Here is a 16494-nt window from a genome sequence, read left to right as displayed (position 1 = left end):
GAGGTGCCTATGCTCAATCAAGAACTGGAACTCAGTTTAAACATGGCTTTCGCCAGAGCGCGTGAGCACCGACATGAGTTTATGACCGTCGAGCATTTACTGCTCGCACTGCTTAGCAACCCATCTGCCCGCGAAGCGCTGGAAGCCTGCTCCGTGGATCTGGTGGCGCTACGTCAGGAACTCGAAGCCTTCATCGAACAAACCACACCGGTGCTGCCAGCCAGTGAAGAGGAGCGCGACACACAGCCGACGCTCAGCTTCCAGCGTGTGCTGCAGCGCGCGGTATTCCACGTCCAGTCTTCCGGACGTAGCGAAGTGACTGGCGCAAACGTCTTAGTCGCCATCTTCAGCGAGCAGGAGTCACAGGCTGCCTATCTGCTGCGCAAACACGAAGTCAGCCGCCTCGATGTGGTTAACTTTATCTCTCACGGAACGCGCAAAGACGAGCCTAACCAGGCATCGGATTCCAGCAATCAGGTCAATAACAATGAAGAGCAAGCAGGCGGGGAGGATCGTATGGAAAACTTCACCACCAACCTTAATCAGCTTGCTCGCGTTGGCGGTATCGACCCGCTGATTGGTCGCGATAAAGAGCTGGAACGCGCGATCCAGGTGCTGTGCCGTCGCCGCAAGAACAACCCGCTGCTGGTGGGGGAATCTGGCGTGGGTAAAACCGCGATTGCTGAAGGTCTTGCCTGGCGCATTGTGCAGGGCGACGTGCCGGAAGTGATTGCTGACTGCACCATCTACTCGCTGGATATCGGCTCGCTGCTGGCGGGCACGAAATACCGCGGTGATTTTGAAAAACGCTTCAAGGCACTGTTAAAACAGCTGGAGCAGGATACCAACAGCATCCTGTTTATCGATGAGATCCACACCATCATCGGCGCGGGTGCGGCCTCCGGTGGCCAGGTGGATGCGGCTAACCTGATCAAACCGCTGCTCTCCAGCGGCAAGATCCGCGTGATTGGCTCCACCACCTACCAGGAGTTCAGCAACATCTTTGAGAAAGACCGTGCGCTGGCGCGCCGCTTCCAGAAAATCGACGTGACCGAACCGTCCGTCGAGGAAACGGTGCAGATCATCAACGGCCTGAAACCGAAGTACGAAGCGCACCACGATGTGCGTTACACCGCGAAAGCGGTCCGTGCGGCGGTGGAGCTGGCGGTGAAATACATCAACGACCGTCATCTGCCGGATAAGGCGATTGACGTGATTGATGAGGCCGGGGCGCGTGCGCGTCTGATGCCGGCCAGCAAGCGTAAGAAAACCGTTAACGTGGCGGATATTGAGTCCGTGGTGGCCCGCATCGCGCGTATCCCTGAGAAGAGCGTTTCTCAGAGCGACCGCGACACGCTGCGCACCCTCGGCAATCGCCTGAAAATGCTGGTCTTTGGTCAGGATAAAGCCATTGAGGCCTTAACCGAAGCGATCAAGATGGCCCGTGCCGGACTGGGGCATGAGCACAAGCCTGTCGGTTCCTTCCTGTTTGCCGGCCCGACCGGCGTGGGGAAAACCGAAGTAACGGTTCAGCTCTCTAAAGCGCTGGGCATTGAGCTGCTGCGCTTTGATATGTCTGAGTATATGGAGCGTCACACCGTCAGCCGTTTGATTGGTGCGCCTCCGGGCTACGTGGGCTTTGACCAGGGCGGCCTGCTCACCGACGCGGTGATCAAGCATCCGCACGCGGTACTGCTGCTCGACGAAATCGAGAAAGCACACCCGGACGTGTTCAACATCCTGCTGCAGGTGATGGACAACGGGACGCTGACCGACAACAACGGGCGCAAGGCGGACTTCCGCAACGTGGTGCTGGTAATGACCACTAACGCCGGGGTGCGTGAAACCGAGCGTAAATCCATCGGCCTGATCCACCAGGATAACAGCACCGATGCGATGGAAGAGATCAAGAAGATCTTCACGCCGGAGTTCCGTAACCGTCTGGACAACATCATCTGGTTCGATCACCTGTCTACCGAAGTGATCCACCAGGTCGTGGACAAGTTCATCGTCGAGCTGCAGGTTCAGCTGGATCAGAAAGGCGTGTCGCTGGAAGTGAGCCAGGAGGCCCGCAACTGGCTGGCCGAGAAAGGCTACGACCGTGCGATGGGCGCCCGTCCGATGGCGCGCGTGATTCAGGACAACCTGAAGAAACCGCTGGCGAACGAGCTGCTGTTTGGCTCGCTGGTGGACGGCGGTCAGGTGACCGTGGCGCTGGACCAGGCGAAGAACGAACTGACGTACGATTTCCAGAGTGCAGCGAAGCACAAGCCGGAAGCGGCTCACTGAGTTAAACGTTAAACGTAAAAACCGGGCGAATGCCCGGTTTTTTTATGCCCTCTTCCTGTGGGGTGAGGAATCCCCAGTAATTTTATATCTGAAGCGATGCATGTGACTTCAGGAAAATGAATGGCTTACAGCGATGCCCTGGTCCGGCTGTAAATCGCTGAGGCGTTTCCTGTATGCCGGGGCGAGGCGCATGGATGCGCCGAGAGGGCGGGCTTTACAGGGACGTTACCTCCGCCCGTCCCCGAAAAGCCGGAAGGAATAAGCCGAAGGCACCGCGAAGCGGCGATTTACCGCCGGGAGCCCGGGTCGCCAGGGCGGCGGCGATTGAGCCGCCCTGGCACGTTCACAGGTCATGTCCTTACAGAGTAGCAAGGAACATAAAGTGAACGGAATGACCACCAGAGCCGTATGTTCCCCCTCACCCCAGCCCTCTCCCTCAAGGGAGAGGGGGTCGTCCGTGCTGGTATTATTTTGTGGGGATTCCTCAGCCCTGTGGGAGAGGGTTGGGGTGAGGGCAACAGGCCGCAGAGGAATTTTGCGAGGCGCTTTCCAGTTTCTTTCGAAGTCAGTTGCTGGATAAATCCACAGTAATAAAATGGCGGCGCACCTGCAAAATCAGGTGCCGGGATTGGCGTCCTGATTACACACATATGGAAAGATGTTGCTCAACGCAACGTCACTGGTTTCGTTCACTCTTTTTTTAGCTGCGGTATAATCCGTATCTTCAAATATGGTGGGCTGAACCGGGGCTTCTTTTGAAGCGCCGATTTTCCATATGGTCGGTACGCCAAACCGGTTCAGTCTGCCACCCGAAGTTGGCGTTTCTGGTGGTAGTTTTCAGCTCTTAATATGGAAATTATGAATATGGAAAACCAGTCTATCTCCCAACTCTACAGCGAACTCTCCCTCAACCCCGATCTCCCCACCCTGGCCGAGCGCTGCAAACTGCTCACTGAAATCCTCCTCGACTGCAAATCACTCCCGCAAACGCAGCCCGTTTGCCGCTGTCTCGGAGCCTACCTGGAAGAGGTAAAAACCGGCCTCACAGAATCAATGCGTGATTTTCAGATAGTGGAATTTGAGAAAGAAGCGGAACAACCGCGACAAAAGGAGTGGCTGCTGGAAGATACAGATACAAAGTGTGATTACTGCCGGGCGTTGAATCATGTGCTGCTGGTGTCGCATTTTGACCGCGATATGCTGCCGCACCTGACGGGATTACTCCATGACATGGCTCATTCTATGGCGGGGGATTTAATCGCTCCTGTACAACCATGGATGACAATACATCTTCCGACGCAGCAACACTAACGCCACAAATAAAAAAGGCCGGGATAATCCCGACCTTTTAAATATTCATCTGCCATTACAGGCGAAAAAATTAGCGACTACGGAAGACAATGCGGCCTTTGCTCAGGTCGTACGGGGTCAGTTCAACAGTCACTTTGTCGCCCGTCAAAATGCGGATGTAGTTTTTGCGCATTTTACCGGAGATGTGCGCAGTTACCACGTGACCGTTTTCCAGCTCTACGCGAAACATGGTATTAGGCAACGTATCAAGTACGGTACCCTGCATTTCAATATTGTCTTCTTTGGCCATCTAATCCTCTGGGGTATCACTACCAAGTTTTGAACCGGCAAGATAATGCCGAAATTCATCAATTAAGTAAAGAATTGCGCGATTAAAACGCAGCAAAACAGTTTCGGCGCATTGCCCAAGCGTCACGGTACAACCGAACAGGAAGCGCATTCGTAAAGGGGAGACGACAGGATAAACGTCAGGACGTTATCTGAAGCGAGGGTCCCAAACGGCGGCGGGGCAACAGGCAGAAGCTACTCTGCGGCGTAATTATAACACCCTCACAAAAAATATGCGGAAAACATTTAGGCATTGGGCATAAAGAGCGTTCTCGGTATCCAGAAGTCGCGGGGGAGCTTCTCCTGACGGCTGGCATCCAGATGCTCGATGTACTGACGTCGTGGGATCTCAACGGCGCCGAGAGAAGCCGTGTGCTCGTTAAGCACCTGACAATCGATCAGGCGTCCACCGCGCTGGGCAAACGCCTGGCTGAAGACCAGCAGCGCCGTTTTCGAGGCATTCACCGCGCGGGAGAACATCGATTCGCCGCAAAATAGCGTCCCCTGCGCCACGCCGTACATACCGCCGACGAGTGCTCCACCGTCCCATACCTCGATGGAGTGAGCGTAGCCAAGCTCATGAAGCTGGTGGTAGGCGGTAATAATATCGCGGGTTATCCATGTTCCCTCAAAGCGGTCTTCGGCACAGCCTTCAATGACCTGTCCAAAGGCGTGGTTCAGAGTGACGCGGTAGGGGGATTTCGCATGGAAACGCTTCATGCTGCGGCTCAGGTGAAACTGCTCTGGCCACAGCACGGCACGCGGATCGGGAGACCACCATAAAATGGGGTCGCCGGGAGAAAACCAGGGGAAGATACCGCGCTGGTACGCCATCAATAGCCGCGCAGGGCTGAGGTCACCGCCAAGGGCCAGCAGCCCATTGGGCTCACGCAGCGCCCCTTCCGGAGAAGGGAACGCGATATTATGACGAGAAAGCTGGACCAGGCGCATGACAGCAAAACTCCAGTACGCGAGTGAGGACGCTACAAATATAGTCTACAGACGCTGTTTAAACTGGTAGTAGCGACCCTGTTTCGCCAACAGCTCTGCGTGACTACCTTGCTCAATAATGTGTCCGTTGTCCATCACAATTATCTGATCAAAACTCGCCAGTCCGCGCAGGCGGTGCGTGACCATCAGGACGGTTTTACCGGTCATAACATTGGCCAGCAAATCAAGGATTTGGCTCTCAGTCGTGGCATCCAGCCCTTCGGTGGGCTCGTCAAGCAGCATCAGCGGCGCATCGTGCAGCAGCGCGCGCGCAATCGCCAGGCGGCGCAGTTCACCGCCGGAGAGTTGACGACCACCTTCGCCCAGCCAGCTGTTCAATCCCTCGTCTTCAAGCAGCTTATGCAGACCGACCTGTTCCAGCATGGCGCGAAGCGCATCATCCGTGGCCTCTGGGGCTGCCAGCAGCAGGTTATCGCGCAGGGTGGCGCTGAACAGATGCACGCGCTGCGGAACAACGCTCACGGTCTTGCGCAGGGCCTGCTCGCTGAAATCAGTCAGCAACGTGTTATTAAAACGAATCTGACCGTGCTGTGGATCCCAGGCGCGCGTCAGCAGCTGCAGCAGCGTCGACTTACCGCAGCCGGTACGGCCGAGGATCGCAATCCGCTGACCGGCATTCACAGAAAGGGTAACACCGTCCAGCGCGTTCTGCGCCTGTTTGTCATAGCTGAAGGTAACATCTTCAAGCGTCAGCGCAACCTGCTCGGGGACAGCGGTCTGCCCGGCACTGAACGTGACTTCAGGTTTCTGCTCGGCAATCTGGGTGATGCGCAGGGCAGAGGCGATGACCTGCCCCAGATGCTGGAAGGCGCCCGTCACCGGGGTCAGCGCTTCAAACGCAGCCAGCGCACAGAAGACGAAAAGGGCAATAAGCGGACCCGGCTGAGTATTTCCCCCGATATCGCCGGATGCCAGCCACAGCATGGCTATCACCGCCACGCCGCCGATCAGCATCATCAGCGCCTGAGAGAAGGCCGTCAGCTCCGACTGGCGGCGCTGAGCCTCATGCCAGTTCAGCTCCGTGCTTTCCATCCGCGCGCGGTAGCGCTTGCTGGCACCAAAAATGGTCAGCTCCGCCTGCCCCTGAAGCCAGGCGGTCAGCTGCTGACGGTAGTCCCCGCGCAGACGCGTCAGGTTTTCCCCGGTGGATTTTCCGGCGCGGTAAAACAACGGCGGCAGAATGATCAGCGTCAGCAGCATGATCCCGCCCAGCGTCAGAGCAACGGGAACATCCAGAACAGACAGCCCCAGCGTGACCACCACAATCACCACAAACGCGCCCACGATCGGGGAAATCACGCGCAGGTAAAGGTGATCCAGCGTGTCGACATCCGCGACGACACGGTTAAGGAGCTCACCCTGACGAAAACGCGCCAGCCCGGCAGGGGAGAGGGGCAGCAGTTTGCTGAAGGTGTAGATGCGCAGGTGCTGCAGCACGCGGAAAGTGGCGTCGTGGCTGACCAGCCGTTCGAAATAGCGTCCGGCAGTACGGGTGATGGCGGTACCGCGAACACCGGCAGCCGGGAGCATATAGTTGAAGCTGTACAATCCGGCAAAGCCCGCGACGGCCGAAGCCGACAGGAACCAGCCGGAAAGCGTGAGCAGGCCGATGCTGGCGAGCAGCGTGACAATGGCCAGCACAATCCCCAGCGTCAGCATCCATTTGTGGCGCTTATAGAGCGCCAGGTAAGGCAGCAGAGCGCGCATCAGATATCCTCCTGACGGTTCGCCAGCAGGGTAGCAAATGGCCCCTGGGCGGCAACGAGAGAGGCGTAATCGCCTTGCTCAACAATACGGCCGTTTTCCATGACCCAGATCTGGTCCCAGTCGGCAATCCCTTCCAGCTGGTGGGTGACCATCAGGGTGGTTTGCTGCAGGGAGGCGGCGTTAAGCGCTTCCATTACGCGCTGCTCGCTGTGTGCGTCAAGGCTGGCTGCGGGCTCGTCCAGCAGCATCAGCTGGCATGGGTTGAGCAGCGCGCGGGCAACGGCCACACGCTGCGCCTGCCCGACCGACAGCCCGGCGGACTGGTCGCCGACAACAGTATCCACCCCTTGCGGCAGCAGCGGCAGAAACTCGCTGACCCAGGCGCGGTCGAGAACCGACTGCAGTTCATCTTCACGCGCGTCCGGACGCGCCAGAAGCACATTTTCGCGCAGCGTAGCGGCGGGAAGCTGTGGGTTTTGGCCTACCCAACTGAGCTGTTTACGCCAGGCGTCAGGATCGAGGTTGCGCAGTTCGGTTTTGTTGATCCGCAGTGAACCCGTGTAAGCCATAAACCCGGACAACGCGTTCAGCAGAGAACTTTTCCCGGAACCGCTGATGCCGACAAGGACCACGCGCTGTCCGGCAGATAAGGTAAAGTTCAGCGGACCGGCGAGCACTTTGCCTTCGGGGGACAGAATGGAAAAATCCTGCGCTTCAATGGTCACCGGATCTTTCGCATTCAGCGTTACGTCACCGCGCTCCGGGTGGGCCAGCGGCGTTTCCAGGAACGTTTTCAGGCTATCGGCGGCACCAACCGCCTGAGCTTTGGCGTGATAGAAGGTTCCCAGATCGCGAAGCGGCTGGAAAAATTCCGGCGCCAGGATCAGCGCCAGGAACCCGGCGGAAAGGGTCACCGCCGTGCCGTAGTGGCCGAAATCCAGCGCGCCGAGGTAGGAGAAGCCGAAGTAGACCGCCACGAGGGCAATCGACAGCGAGGTGAAGAATTCCAGTACGCCTGAAGACAGGAAGGCGAGGCGTAGCACTTCCATGGTGCGCTGACGAAAGTCCTGTGACGCCAGGCGAATATTTTCGGTTTCCGCTTCACCGCGGCCAAAAATGCGCAATGTCTCCATACCGCGCAAACGATCGAGGAAATGACCGCTTAAGCGACCCAGTGCGAGGAAATTACGGCGGTTGGCATCCGCAGCCCCCATGCCGACCAGCGCCATAAACAGCGGGATCAGCGGGGCGGTGCCCATCAGAATCAGCGCCGCCATCCAGTTCACCGGGAAGATGGCGATCACGATCAGCAGCGGAACGAAGACGGCAAGGGCCATCTGCGGAAGATAGCGCGCGTAGTAGTCATGCATATCGTCAATCTGCTCAAGGATCAGCGTCGCCCAGCTACCGGCCGGTTTACCCTGGATCCACGCGGGCCCGGCTTCCTGAAGCCTGTCGAGCACCTGACGGCGGATCTCGTAACGGATGTGCTGTCCGGCGTGAAAACCGACACGCTCACGCAGCCACACCACCCAGGCGCGCAGGATAAAAATCAGGATCAGGACAATAAAGGGTAGCAGGAGCGCTTCGCGTGGAATGTTCTCCATGATCATGTGATTAAGAATGCGGGCCAGCAGCCATGCCTGGGCAACAATCAACAGACCGCTGACGAAACCCAAAAGACGGGAAATCGTAAGCCAGCGGCGGGAAAGAACGCTTTGCTGTTTCAGCCAGCGTGTTAGCTCTTGTTGACGGGTTTTTTCCATTGCGTACTTTGCAGGTGACGTTATTAGAAGTTGGGCAGCGCAATGTTACAACGGGGAGACAATAAAGGCGACTTATCGCCGCCTTTATTTACGTTTGTTACTGACTTGTAAAGATTATTTACCTTGTTCAGCCAGTCCATCGAGGTAGCGTTCAGCGTCCAGCGCGGCCATACAGCCGGTGCCCGCAGAGGTGATCGCCTGACGGTAAATATGGTCCATCACGTCGCCGGCCGCGAATACGCCCGGGATGCTGGTTTGAGTCGCATTACCGTGAATGCCGGACTGCACTTTGATGTAGCCGTTTTCCAGCTCCAGCTGACCGTCGAAGATTGCGGTGTTCGGGCTGTGACCGATGGCCACAAACAGACCCGCCACTTCCAGCGTTTCGACATTATCGGTGTTCTGGGTATCACGAATACGCAGACCGGCAACGCCCATCTGGTCGCCCGTCACCTCTTCCAGCGTACGGTTGGTGTGCAGCACGATGTTGCCGCTTGCCACTTTGTCCATCAGACGTTTGATCAGGATCTTCTCCGCGCGGAAGGTCTCGCGGCGGTGGATCAGGTGTACTTCAGAGGCAATGTTCGCCAGGTACAGCGCTTCTTCAACGGCAGTGTTGCCGCCGCCGATGACCGCGACCTTCTGATTGCGATAGAAGAAACCGTCGCAGGTGGCGCAGGCAGAAACCCCACGGCCTTTAAACGCTTCTTCGGATGGCAGGCCGAGATAGCGGGCAGAGGCACCGGTTGCAATGATCAGCGCGTCACAGGTGTATTCACCGCTGTCACCCGTCAGGCGGAACGGACGGTTCTGCAGGTCGACCTTATTGATGTGATCGAACAGAATTTCGGTTTCGAATTTAGCGGCATGCTCGTGCATACGCTCCATCAGCAGCGGCCCGGTCAGGTCGTTCGGGTCGCCTGGCCAGTTTTCTACTTCGGTGGTGGTGGTCAGCTGACCGCCTTTTTCCATGCCGGTGATGAGTACCGGGTGCAGGTTAGCGCGTGCAGCATAGACCGCCGCGGTATATCCCGCAGGTCCAGAACCAAGGATTAGCAGCTTACTGTGTTTGGCCGTGCCCATGAGATCCCCATTGTTGTTGGCAGACATTTGGCTGGATTGTAGGGAATTTGTTGCCGTAAAAAAAGAGCGCAGCAATTTTGATATCAATCTGTGTAATAGCCATGGACGATGAATCGCGCGCGATAACATCACGCTTTCTCCTGAAAACCGGTCGTTTGTAAGGCAATAAAATGAGGATTAATACCCTGCCGCAATGAATATCCGGCATGTTGTACTAAAAAACGATGTTTTGCTTTGACAATCCCCTGCGCTTTTGCGAAAACATTCAAGGAAGAAGAAAAAACCGTGTTAACCGTATGCCGCATAGGCATGCACGTAAATGCCATTTTTACCGGGTCAGTGAAATCTACGCATGGCGTGGACAGACGCCATACGTGATGTCGGTGACTGCCTTCGGGCAACGGTCTTCTTACCAACAGAACCCGAATCCGCATCGCGTCTATTACATAATCAGGCGATGTGATGACTAACGGGTACAGGCTCTGAACAGTGATGTGCACAGGGTCCAGGCAGGAGTAGGGAAGGAATACAGAGAGACAATAATAATGGTAGATAGCAAGAAGCGCCCTGGCAAAGATCTCGACCGTATCGATCGTAACATTCTTAATGAATTGCAAAAGGATGGGCGTATTTCCAACGTCGAGCTTTCAAAACGTGTGGGACTTTCCCCGACGCCGTGCCTTGAGCGTGTGCGCCGACTGGAAAGACAGGGTTTTATTCAGGGCTATACGGCTCTGCTGAACCCGCATTATCTGGATGCCTCACTTCTGGTATTTGTTGAGATTACTCTGAATCGTGGTGCGCCGGATGTGTTTGAGCAATTTAACGCCGCTGTACAAAAACTTGAAGAAATTCAAGAGTGTCATCTGGTGTCCGGTGATTTCGACTACCTGTTGAAAACCCGTGTGCCTGATATGTCCGCCTACCGTAAGCTGCTGGGGGAAACCCTGTTGCGTCTGCCGGGCGTGAACGACACCCGTACGTACGTGGTGATGGAAGAGGTCAAACAGAGCAATCGTCTGGTTATTAAGACGCGCTAACACGGAACAGGTGCAAAATCAGCGTAGTTTGATTACACTCCTGTTAATCCATACAGCAACAGTGCCGGGGAGTCCCGGCGCTGTTGTCCGTTTTAGCAAACAGGCAGGATATGCCTGATACCTGGAGAGCCTTTCTTGAGCCAGGAATACACTGAAGACAAAGAAGTCACACTATCGAAGCTAAGCAGCGGACGTCGTCTCCTCGAGGCTTTGCTGATTGTTATTGCCCTTTTCGCCGTCTGGCTGATGGCAGCCTTACTCAGTTTCAACCCCTCGGATCCCAGCTGGTCACAAACTGCATGGCATGAGCCTATCCATAATTTAGGCGGTGTCCCTGGTGCCTGGCTTGCGGACACGCTGTTCTTCATTTTCGGTGTGATGGCCTACACCCTTCCCGTCATTATCATTGGCGGATGCTGGTTTGCGTGGCGTCATCGTCAGAACGATGATTACATCGACTATTTCGCCGTCTCGCTGCGCCTGATTGGCGCGCTGGCGCTGATCCTCACCTCCTGCGGGCTGGCGGCGATTAACGCCGATGATATCTGGTACTTCGCCTCTGGCGGGGTGATCGGCAGCTTATTAAGTTCTGCGCTCCAGCCGATGCTGCACAGCAGCGGCGGCACGCTGGCGCTGCTGTGCATCTGGGCCGCCGGGCTGACGCTGTTTACCGGCTGGTCCTGGGTGAGCATTGCCGAGAAAATTGGCAGCTTTATCCTTACCATTCTGACTTTTGCCAGCAATCGTACCCGCCGTGACGATACGTGGGTAGATGAAGACGAATACGAAGATGAAGAGGAAGACGATGCGCCTGTGCAGCGTCGCGAGTCTCGTCGTGCCCGAATTTTGCGCGGCGCGCTGGCGCGTCGCCAGCGTGTTGCTGAGAAATTTGCCAACCCGCTGGGCCGTAAAACCGATGCGGCGCTCTTCTCCGGTAAACGCATGGATGAAGACGAGCAGGTGGCGTATCGCGCTGCGGGTGTCGCCGTCGATCCTGACGATGTGCTCTTCTCCGGCAGCCGGGCCACGCCCGGGGACTTTGACGAATACGACCCGCTGTTAAACGGCCACTCGGTCACCGAACCGGTGGCAGCCGCGGCCGCTGCGACGACCGCAGCCCAGACGTATGCCGCGCCTGTCGACGCCGTGATGCCATCCACGCCGGTACCGCCACCGGAATCCGTTATTCAGCAGCCTCAGGTTGAGTGGCAGACTGCGCCGGGTGTTCACACGCCAGAGCCCGTCATTGCGCCTGAACCTGAAAGCTACATCCCCGTGCAGCAGGAACAGTGGCACCAGCCTTATCAGCCGCCGCAGCCTGAGTATGAACCGCAGCAATATCAGCAGCCAGTGGCTCAACCGTATCAGGAGTATGTGCCTGAACCGGTTGAACCTGTGCAGCCTTATGTTGCACCGCAGCCTGAACCTGAGCCTGATATCGTGGAAGAGGTGAAGCCTGCCCGTCCACCGCTGTACTATTTTGAAGAAGTCGAAGAGCGCCGTGCGCGTGAACGCGAACAGCTGGCCGCCTGGTATCAGCCTGTGCCTGAACCGGTGCAGGAGCCGGTTACGAAAGCGCCTTCTGTTTCTGTACCACCTGTCGACCCGACGCCTGCTGTTGCACCCGTAGCGGAAAGCGTGAAGCAGGCTACCGCGGCGGCGGCCGTGGCTGCACCCGTCTTTAGCCTGGCAACCGGGGGGGCACCTCGTCCTCAGGTGAAAGAGGGGATCGGTCCGCAGCTGCCTCGCCCTAACCGCGTCCGCGTGCCCACCCGCCGTGAGCTTGCTTCTTATGGCATCAAGCTGCCTTCCCAGCGTATGGCTGAAGAAAAAGCGCGCGAGTCTGAGTACGATGATGATGCTGATGAAATGCAGCAGGACGAGCTGGCCCGCCAGTTCGCTGCGCAGCAGAATCAGCGCTACGGTGAAGAGTATCAGCACGATGAACCGGCGCTGGAAGACGACGATGACGCCGCAGAAGCTGAACTGGCGCGTCAGTTTGCCGCCACCCAGCAGCAGCGCTATTCCGGTGAACAACCGGCTGGTGCAAATCCGTTCTCGCTGTCCGACTTTGAATTCTCGCCGATGAAAGATCTGGTGGATGATGGCCCAAGCGAGCCTTTATTTACCCCGAGCGTGATGCCGGAAGCTGAGCCTGTGCGCCAGCCACCGGCACCACAGGCCTACGCGCAGCCGCAACAGCCCGTTCAGCAGCCGTATACACAGCCGCCACAGTTCCAGCAGCCTGCGCCTCAGCCTCAGGAGAGCCTGATTCACCCGCTGCTGATGCGTAACGGTGACAGCCGTCCGCTACAGCGTCCAAGCACGCCGCTGCCGTCTCTGGATCTGTTAACGCCGCCGCCGTCAGAAGTGGAACCGGTTGATACCTTCGCGCTGGAGCAGATGGCGCGTCTGGTGGAGGCCCGTCTGGCTGACTTCCGTATCAAGGCGGACGTGGTGAACTACTCACCGGGTCCTGTGATCACCCGTTTTGAACTGAACCTGGCGCCGGGCGTAAAAGCCGCGCGTATTTCCAACCTGTCCCGCGACCTGGCGCGTTCGCTGTCGACCGTGGCGGTGCGCGTGGTAGAAGTGATACCGGGTAAACCTTACGTTGGTCTTGAGCTGCCGAACAAAAAACGTCAGACCGTCTACCTGCGTGAAGTGCTGGATAACACCAAGTTCCGCGATAACCCCTCCCCGCTGACCGTGGTGCTGGGTAAAGATATCGCGGGCGATCCGGTGGTGGCAGACCTCGCAAAAATGCCTCACCTGCTGGTCGCGGGTACTACCGGTTCCGGTAAGTCCGTCGGTGTGAACGCCATGATCCTCAGCATGCTCTATAAAGCGCAGCCGGAAGATGTGCGTTTCATCATGATCGACCCGAAAATGCTCGAACTGTCGGTCTATGAAGGTATTCCTCATCTGCTGACCGAAGTGGTTACCGACATGAAAGACGCCGCCAACGCTCTGCGCTGGAGCGTGAATGAGATGGAGCGTCGCTACAAGCTGATGTCTGCGTTGGGCGTACGTAACCTGGCCGGCTATAACGAGAAAATCGCCGAAGCGGCGCGCATGGGACGTCCGATTCCGGATCCGTACTGGAAGCCGGGTGACAGCATGGATGCCCAACATCCGGTGCTGGAAAAACTGCCTTATATCGTGGTGCTGGTCGATGAATTCGCTGACCTGATGATGACCGTCGGTAAGAAAGTGGAAGAGCTGATTGCCCGCCTGGCGCAGAAAGCGCGTGCGGCCGGTATTCACCTTGTGCTGGCGACCCAGCGTCCTTCCGTGGACGTCATCACCGGTCTGATTAAAGCGAACATTCCGACGCGTATCGCCTTTACCGTATCCAGTAAAATTGATTCGCGTACTATTCTTGACCAGGGCGGTGCAGAATCGCTGTTGGGTATGGGTGACATGCTCTATTCCGGTCCGAACTCTACCTCTCCGGTGCGTGTTCACGGCGCGTTCGTGCGCGACCAGGAAGTGCACGCGGTTGTGCAGGACTGGAAAGCGCGCGGTCGTCCGCAATACGTCGATGGCATCACCAGCGACACGGAAAGCGAAGGCGGCGGCGGTGGCTTTGACGGCGGTGAAGAGCTGGATCCGTTATTCGATCAGGCGGTTAACTTCGTTACCGAAAAACGTAAAGCATCTATCTCCGGCGTACAGCGTCAGTTCCGCATCGGCTATAACCGCGCGGCGCGCATCATCGAGCAGATGGAAGCGCAGGGCATTGTGAGTGAGCAGGGGCATAACGGTAACCGCGAGGTGCTGGCACCGCCACCGTTTGATTAACCTTTCGCAATTGCAAAGAAGGGTAAATCAGCCAAAATTAAGCATTTTCTTCTGTCGCCTGCCTTCGGGCAGGTCCAGAATAGAAGACGGAAACCCCCTATCGGGAAGACGTATTTTAAGGAATAACAATGAAAAAAATCGCCATCGCCTGTGCATTACTCACCAGTTTTGTCGCCAGCAGCGTCTGGGCTGATGCAGCCAGCGACCTTAAAAGCCGACTGGATAAAGTAAGCAGCTTCCACGCCAGCTTCACCCAAAAAGTGACGGACGGCAGCGGCAACGCGGTGCAGGAAGGTCAGGGAGATTTGTGGGTTAAACGCCCCAATCTGTTTAACTGGCACATGACCCAGCCGGATGAGAGCATTCTGGTCTCTGACGGTAAAACCTTATGGTTCTTCAACCCGTTCGTTGAGCAGGCCACGGCGACCTGGCTGAAGGATGCGACCAGCAATACGCCGTTTATGCTGATTGCCCGTAACCAGGCCAGCGACTGGCAGCAGTACAATATTAAACAGACGGGTGACGAATTTGTCCTGACGCCGAAAGGCAGCAACGGCAACCTGAAGCAGTTCACCATCAATGTCAGCACCAACGGTACCATTAATCAGTTCGGCGCGGTTGAGCAGGACGATCAGCGCAGCAGCTATCAGCTCAAGTCTCAGCAGAACGGCGCCGTTGATGCATCGAAATTCACCTTTACCCCGCCGAAGGGCGTAACGGTGGACGACCAACGTAAGTAAGAGGCGTGAGTGGGCAATCTGTCGCTCGATTTTTCAGATAACGCGTTTCAACCTCTGGCCGCACGTATGCGGCCAGAAAATTTAGCGCAGTACATCGGCCAGCAGCACCTGCTGGCTGCCGGTAAGCCCTTGCCGCGCGCCATTGAGGCGGGGCATTTGCACTCCATGATCCTCTGGGGGCCACCCGGCACCGGTAAAACGACCCTCGCTGAAGTGATTGCCCGCTATGCCAACGCAGACGTCGAACGTATCTCGGCGGTGACGTCCGGCGTGAAAGAGATCCGCGAAGCGATCGAGCGTGCGCGGCAGAACCGCAATGCCGGGCGGCGCACCATTCTCTTTGTGGACGAAGTCCACCGCTTCAACAAGAGCCAGCAGGATGCTTTCCTGCCGCACATTGAAGACGGCACGATCTTCTTCATCGGAGCGACCACCGAAAACCCGTCGTTTGAGCTGAACTCGGCGCTGCTTTCCCGCGCGCGCGTTTACCTGCTCAAATCGCTGACGACCGAGGATATCGAAAAGGTGCTTACCCAGGCGATGGACGACAAAGCGCGCGGCTATGGCGGGCAGGATATCGTTCTGCCTGACGAGACGCGTCGTGCGATTGCAGAACTGGTTAACGGCGATGCGCGTCGGGCGCTGAACACGCTGGAGATGATGGCTGATATGGCCGAAGTCGACGATGCCGGGAAGCGAGTGCTAAAACCGGAACTGCTCACCGAAATTGCCGGGGAACGCAGTGCGCGCTTCGATAATAAAGGTGACCGTTTTTACGATCTCATTTCGGCCCTGCATAAGTCCGTGCGCGGCAGCGCGCCGGATGCGGCGCTGTACTGGTACGCGCGTATTATCACTGCGGGCGGCGATCCGTTATACGTCGCGCGCCGCTGTCTGGCGATTGCCTCAGAAGATGTCGGCAATGCCGATCCTCGCGCCATGCAGGTCGCACTGTCGGCCTGGGACTGTTTCACCCGGGTTGGACCTGCGGAAGGCGAGCGTGCCATTGCGCAGGCGATTGTCTATCTGGCCTGTGCGCCGAAAAGCAATGCCGTCTATACCGCGTTTAAGGCCGCGATGTCTGATGCACGCGAACGCCCGGACTACGATGTACCGGTTCATCTGCGTAATGCGCCGACCAAGCTGATGAAAGAGATGGGGTATGGGCAGGAGTACCGCTACGCTCATGATGAACCCAATGCCTACGCCGCCGGGGAGGAATATTTCCCGCAGGAGATGGCACAAACGCGCTATTATCACCCCACAAACAGAGGTCTTGAGGGCAAGATTGGTGAAAAGCTCACCTGGCTCGCCGGACAGGATCAAAATAGCCCTATAAAACGCTACCGTTAGTTCAGTCGTTGCGGTAATGTTGGCAATGTATCCTTGTGGCCGCAGGCTGTGGCCACATTTTCC

At 57.1% G+C, this 16494-nt stretch carries 11 protein-coding genes; 6 read left to right on the top strand and 5 right to left on the bottom strand.

Going from position 1 to position 16494, the window contains the following annotated elements; all coding sequences use genetic code 11:
- Positions 1-9: 9 nt before the first annotated feature.
- Together clpA and CWR52_RS04850 are read left to right on the top strand one after the other, a co-directional pair.
- Positions 10-2289, top strand: a complete 2280-nt coding sequence (gene clpA / locus CWR52_RS04855; RefSeq protein ID WP_014831269.1) for an ATP-dependent Clp protease ATP-binding subunit ClpA — start codon at positions 10-12, stop codon at positions 2287-2289.
- An 858-nt stretch (positions 2290-3147) separates the two neighbouring features.
- On the top strand, positions 3148-3600 hold the full coding sequence (locus CWR52_RS04850) for a hypothetical protein (protein ID WP_104948995.1): 453 nt from the start codon (positions 3148-3150) through the stop codon (positions 3598-3600).
- Positions 3601-3670: 70 nt separating this feature from the next.
- Here CWR52_RS04850 and infA read toward each other — a convergent pair whose 3' ends face one another.
- The 5 genes from infA to trxB form a co-directional block, all read right to left on the bottom strand.
- Positions 3671-3889, bottom strand: a complete 219-nt coding sequence (infA, locus tag CWR52_RS04845) for a translation initiation factor IF-1 (RefSeq protein WP_002211347.1) — start codon at positions 3887-3889, stop codon at positions 3671-3673.
- A gap of 284 nt (positions 3890-4173) precedes the next feature.
- Positions 4174-4878 (bottom strand): leucyl/phenylalanyl-tRNA--protein transferase, encoded by a 705-nt coding sequence (aat, locus tag CWR52_RS04840; protein ID WP_045908398.1) that lies wholly within the window; start codon positions 4876-4878, stop codon positions 4174-4176.
- A 45-nt stretch (positions 4879-4923) separates the two neighbouring features.
- Positions 4924-6645, bottom strand: a complete 1722-nt coding sequence (gene cydC, locus CWR52_RS04835; RefSeq protein ID WP_104948994.1) for a heme ABC transporter ATP-binding protein/permease CydC — start codon at positions 6643-6645, stop codon at positions 4924-4926.
- Complete coding sequence (cydD, locus tag CWR52_RS04830) at positions 6645-8411, bottom strand: heme ABC transporter permease/ATP-binding protein CydD (RefSeq protein ID WP_104948993.1); 1767 nt, start codon at positions 8409-8411, stop codon at positions 6645-6647. The genes cydC and cydD overlap by 1 nt, the downstream gene beginning before the upstream one ends.
- A gap of 114 nt (positions 8412-8525) precedes the next feature.
- Positions 8526-9494, bottom strand: coding sequence for a thioredoxin-disulfide reductase (gene trxB, locus CWR52_RS04825; RefSeq protein ID WP_032638969.1), 969 nt, complete (start codon positions 9492-9494; stop codon positions 8526-8528).
- Positions 9495-10039: 545 nt separating this feature from the next.
- Here trxB and lrp point away from each other — a divergent pair.
- The 4 genes from lrp (at position 10040) to rarA (ending at position 16431) form a co-directional block, all read left to right on the top strand.
- On the top strand, positions 10040-10534 hold the full coding sequence (gene lrp, locus CWR52_RS04820; protein WP_000228469.1) for a leucine-responsive transcriptional regulator Lrp: 495 nt from the start codon (positions 10040-10042) through the stop codon (positions 10532-10534).
- 135 nt (positions 10535-10669) lie between these two features.
- Positions 10670-14338: a DNA translocase FtsK 4TM domain-containing protein gene (locus tag CWR52_RS04815; protein ID WP_104948992.1), complete on the top strand. Its 3669-nt coding sequence runs from the start codon at positions 10670-10672 to the stop codon at positions 14336-14338.
- Between the two features lie 128 nt (positions 14339-14466).
- Positions 14467-15078, top strand: coding sequence for an outer membrane lipoprotein chaperone LolA (gene lolA / locus CWR52_RS04810; RefSeq protein ID WP_104948991.1), 612 nt, complete (start codon positions 14467-14469; stop codon positions 15076-15078).
- Positions 15079-15087: 9 nt separating this feature from the next.
- Positions 15088-16431, top strand: coding sequence for a replication-associated recombination protein RarA (rarA, locus tag CWR52_RS04805; protein WP_104948990.1), 1344 nt, complete (start codon positions 15088-15090; stop codon positions 16429-16431).
- The last annotated feature ends 63 nt before the right edge of the window (positions 16432-16494 follow it).

Origin of the sequence: Enterobacter sp. SGAir0187 (assembly GCF_002952735.2) — a bacterium.
Lineage (GTDB): Bacteria > Pseudomonadota > Gammaproteobacteria > Enterobacterales > Enterobacteriaceae > Enterobacter > Enterobacter quasiroggenkampii.
This window is presented reverse-complemented; position numbering and strand designations above follow the sequence as displayed.